Source organism: Streptomyces capoamus (assembly GCF_014654935.1).
Lineage (GTDB): Bacteria > Actinomycetota > Actinomycetes > Streptomycetales > Streptomycetaceae > Streptomyces > Streptomyces capoamus.
In genome coordinates this window covers 13,529-17,032 of record NZ_BNBF01000030.1, presented here as the reverse complement: position 1 = coordinate 17,032, position 3,504 = coordinate 13,529, and the positions used below count along the sequence as shown (strand labels likewise).

At 73.6% G+C, this 3,504-nt stretch carries 6 protein-coding genes; 3 read left to right on the top strand and 3 right to left on the bottom strand.

Annotation, left to right across the window (positions count from 1 at the left end; translation table 11 throughout):
• The coding region (locus IE312_RS33015; RefSeq protein WP_229900720.1) for a DinB/UmuC family translesion DNA polymerase at positions 1–715 on the top strand (715 nt) is incomplete at its 5' end.
• Between the two features lie 150 nt (positions 716–865).
• Positions 866–1,732, top strand: a complete 867-nt coding sequence (locus tag IE312_RS33010; RefSeq protein WP_189985913.1) for an esterase/lipase family protein — start codon at positions 866–868, stop codon at positions 1,730–1,732.
• Between the two features lie 186 nt (positions 1,733–1,918).
• Here the strand turns inward: IE312_RS33010 and IE312_RS43880 are convergent, their stop codons facing one another.
• On the bottom strand, positions 1,919–2,053 hold the full coding sequence (locus IE312_RS43880) for a hypothetical protein (protein WP_268254384.1): 135 nt from the start codon (positions 2,051–2,053) through the stop codon (positions 1,919–1,921).
• A gap of 110 nt (positions 2,054–2,163) precedes the next feature.
• Here IE312_RS43880 and IE312_RS33005 point away from each other — a divergent pair, with 110 nt between their 5' ends.
• Positions 2,164–2,784, top strand: coding sequence for a class I SAM-dependent methyltransferase (locus IE312_RS33005; RefSeq protein WP_189985912.1), 621 nt, complete (start codon positions 2,164–2,166; stop codon positions 2,782–2,784).
• Positions 2,785–2,807: 23 nt separating this feature from the next.
• Here IE312_RS33005 and IE312_RS33000 read toward each other — a convergent pair whose 3' ends face one another.
• Positions 2,808–3,308, bottom strand: coding sequence for a ribonuclease FAU-1 family protein (locus IE312_RS33000; RefSeq protein WP_189985911.1), 501 nt, complete (start codon positions 3,306–3,308; stop codon positions 2,808–2,810).
• Positions 3,289–3,504, bottom strand: a 216-nt coding sequence (locus IE312_RS42950) for a GNAT family N-acetyltransferase (protein WP_502267004.1), incomplete at its 5' end; no start/stop codon positions are given. The genes IE312_RS33000 and IE312_RS42950, both read right to left, overlap by 20 nt.

The window sequence follows — 3,504 nt, the reverse complement described above, 5'->3', positions numbered from 1 at the left end:
GGTGCCCGAGGACGCCGTCGCCGAGTTCCTCGCCGGCAAGCCCGTCGCCGCGCTGCCCGGCATCGGCGCGGCGACCGCCCGCACCCTGGGCGAGTACGGCCTGGACACCCTGGGCCTGGTCGCCGCCGCACCGCTGTCCACGCTCCAGCGGCTGATCGGCGCGAAGGCGGGCCGGGAGCTGCGCGAGAAGGCGGCCGGCGTCGACCGTGGCCGGGTCGTCCCGAACGCCGTCGCGCGCTCGCTGATGACGGAACGGGCCTTCGGCATCGACGAGCTGGACCCCCTCCGGCACCGCGGGGCGCTGCTGTCGGCCGCCGAGGAGATCGGCGCCCGGCTGCGCGCGGTGGAGAAGGTCTGCCGCACCCTGACCCTCACCGTGCGCTACGCCGACCGGTCGGCCACCACCCGCAGCCGCACCCTGAAGGAGCCGACCGCGCACTCGGCGGCCCTGGCCCGGGCGGCCTACGGCATGTACGAGTCGCTCGGTCTGCAGCGCGCCCGGGTCCGCGCCCTCGCCCTGCGTGCCGAGGGTCTGACCCCTGCCGACCAGGCCTCCCACCAGCTGACCTTCGACCCCGTGGACGAGAAGACCCGCCGCCTGGAGGAGGTCGCGGACCGAGCCCGGGCGAAGTTCGGTCCGCACGCGGTGATGCCGGGCTCACTGGGCCGCCGGGGCGGCGGTCCCGCCTCGTCCCACGGGTCCCGGGCGGCGTGAGACACCCCTGGTCACCCACCGGAAGTTTTTACTGCCGCGTAACTTCTCACTTTGGCTACCCGCTCGTAACTTGACAGCTGAACAGCATCCTCGTGATCCGGATCACAGGGTTAGGCCCCCACCTCCCTTGAGCCGCAAGGAGATCACGCGATGCTGCCCTGGCAGAGAGCGCTCAGACCCCTCGCCGCACTCCTCCTCACCGCCGCCGTGGCCGTCGTACCGGCCGCCGCGGCCAGCGCTTCCGACTCCGCCGCCCCCACCTCCGGCTGGAACGACTACTCCTGCAAGCCCTCCGCCGCCCACCCCCGCCCCGTCGTCCTCGTCCACGGCACGCTGGGCAACTCGGTCGACAACTGGCTCGGCCTCGCCCCCTACCTGACGAGCCGGGGATACTGCGTGTTCTCCCTCGACTACGGTCAGCTCCCCGGGGTCCCGCTCTTCCACGGCCTCGGTCCCATCGACACGTCGGCCGAGCAGCTGTCCGCCTTCGTCGACAAGGTGCTCGCCGCGACCGGGGCCGCGAAGGCCGACCTCGTCGGACACTCCCAGGGCGGCCTGATGCCCCGCTACTACCTGAAGTTCCTCGGCGGAGCCGCCAAGGTCGACGCCCTCGTCGGCCTCGCCCCCGACAACCACGGCACCGACCTGGACGGCCTCACCAACCTGCTGCCCTACTTCCCCGGCGCCGAGGACCTCCTCAAGGCCACCACCCCCGCCCTCGCCGACCAGATCACCGGCTCCGCCTTCCTCACCAGGCTCAACACCGGCGGGGACACCGTCCCCGGAGTGCGCTACACCGTCATCGCCACCAAGTACGACGAGGTGGCCACCCCCTGGCGCACCCAGTACCTGAGCGGCTCCGGCGTCCGCAACGTCCTGCTGCAGGACCTGTGCCCGCTCGACCTCTCCGAACACCTCGCGATCGGCCTGTTCGACCGGATCGCCTTCCACGAGGTCGCCAACGCCCTCGATCCCGCCCGCGCCACCGCCACCACCTGCGCCTCGGCCCTCAGCTGAGCCGCCGCCGGGGCCTGTCCGGCCTGAGCCGCCGGACGGGCCCCGGAACCCGTGGGGCGATCCGAAGCTAGCCCGGAGGAGCCGGGAAATCCGCTGCCGAGGACGGCCGGAGAAGATCCTTATGCTCCGCTTAAGGAACCCCTCAGGCTGCGCTCAGGTGCGGGCGGTGCGGAGGGCGTCCGGTGCTCAGCCGTCGGGCCACCAGGTGCGGGCGATGTCCTTGCGCACCTCCGGCCGTCCCGCGGGGCGCTCGTCCGCCTCTTCGCGGATCCGGCGGGTGTCCGTCCTCTTCAGGGGCTTGTGCACGGTCACACGGCGCATGACTGCCTCCTACGAGTCCACCGGATTCCGCGGTGTCACGGGGGCAGACCCTCTCGGCGAGCGTTCCTCATCGGTGCCGGGTTGTCAGTGGCGTCTGTCACGCTCCGGGCATGACGAGAAGGAACAGCTCCACCGTTGCGGATGCCCCGGAAGCGGACTGGGATGCGCGGGCCGCCGACTTCGACGACGAACCGGACCACGGCCTGCGCGACCCGCGGGTCCGCGCCGCCTGGGCGGACCGGCTCCGCGGCTGGCTGCCCGGGCACCCCGCCGACGTCCTCGACCTCGGCTGCGGAACCGGCAGCCTGTCACTCCTCGCCGCCGAGCAGGGGCACCGGGTGACGGGCGTCGACCGGTCCCCGGCGATGGCCAGGCGGGCCCGCGCCAAACTCGCCGGGCACGGCGCGCGGATCGTGTGCGGGGACGCCGCCGCCCCGCCGCTGGCACCGCGCTGCTGCGACGTGGTCCTCGTCCGGCACGTGCTGTGGGCGCTGCCCGACCCCGCCTCGGTGCTGCGGCGCTGGCGCGGCCTGCTGCGCCCGGGGGGCCGGTTCGTCCTGGTCGAGGGCGTCTGGGGGACCCTCGCCCCGGTCGGTGTACCGGCCGCGCGGCTCACCGCCCACCTCGCACCGCTCACCCGGGAGGTGCGCCTGGAACGGCTGTCCGACGACCCGCTGCTGTGGGGCAAGGACGTCGACGACGAGCGGTACGCGGTGGTGGCCGTCGTGTGACCGCGCCGCGGTGACCGGGCGGCTCAGCCCAGCAGCCGGGCGAACCCGCCGGCGCGGGCCAGCGCCTCCAGCGCGTCGAGCGCGGCCACCGCGGCGGACGCGGCCTCGGGGTCGCGCCGCGCGAGCCCGCTCTCGGCGAACTCGTCCTCGTCCAGGCGCCGCACGTCCCGTCCGTCCGCGGACCGCCACAGGTCCAGGTCGAGGTCCTCCACGACCAGCTCGGCACCGGACCGCACCGCGGGCCGGGTGACGTCGCAGTACCAGCCCTTGACCGAACCGTCCGCGGCGCGCACCTCCTTCACCGAGTACCACCTGCTCCGCCAGTAGTACTCGGTGAACACGTCACCGGGTTCGAAGCGCACGAACCCGAAGTCACGCACCCCTGACCCCGCCCAGGCGGCGCGCACGGCGATCCGGTCGCCGTCGTCCCCGAGCAGCTCCGCCGGGTAACGGATCTTCGTACGGCCCGCCTTGACCAGGACGACCTCCACACGGGCCGCCGGCTCAGCAGGGTTCGCGGACATAGCGCACCTCCGTCGCGCAGACCTCGTACCCGAGCCAGGTGTTGATGGCGAGCATGGGACCGTTGCCGGTGTCGTTGCCGGTGAAGGCCTCCGTGACGCCGGCGGCGCGGGCGCGGTGCAGGGAATGGATCTTGGCGAGCTTGGCCAGGCCGCGGCCGCGGTAGGCGCGGGCGGTGCCCGTCATCGCCGTGGAGTA

Bases quoted from the DNA above. Each gene is read 5' to 3' on its own strand.
- IE312_RS33010 (WP_189985913.1), top strand. From the start codon at position 866: ATGCTGCCCTGGCAGAGAGCGCTCAGACCCCTCGCCGCACTCCTCCTC.
- IE312_RS43880 (WP_268254384.1), bottom strand. From the start codon at position 2,053: ATGCGCCGTGTGACCGTGCACAAGCCCCTGAAGAGGACGGACACCCGC.
- IE312_RS33005 (WP_189985912.1), top strand. From the start codon at position 2,164: ATGACGAGAAGGAACAGCTCCACCGTTGCGGATGCCCCGGAAGCGGAC.
- IE312_RS33000 (WP_189985911.1), bottom strand. From the start codon at position 3,308: ATGTCCGCGAACCCTGCTGAGCCGGCGGCCCGTGTGGAGGTCGTCCTG.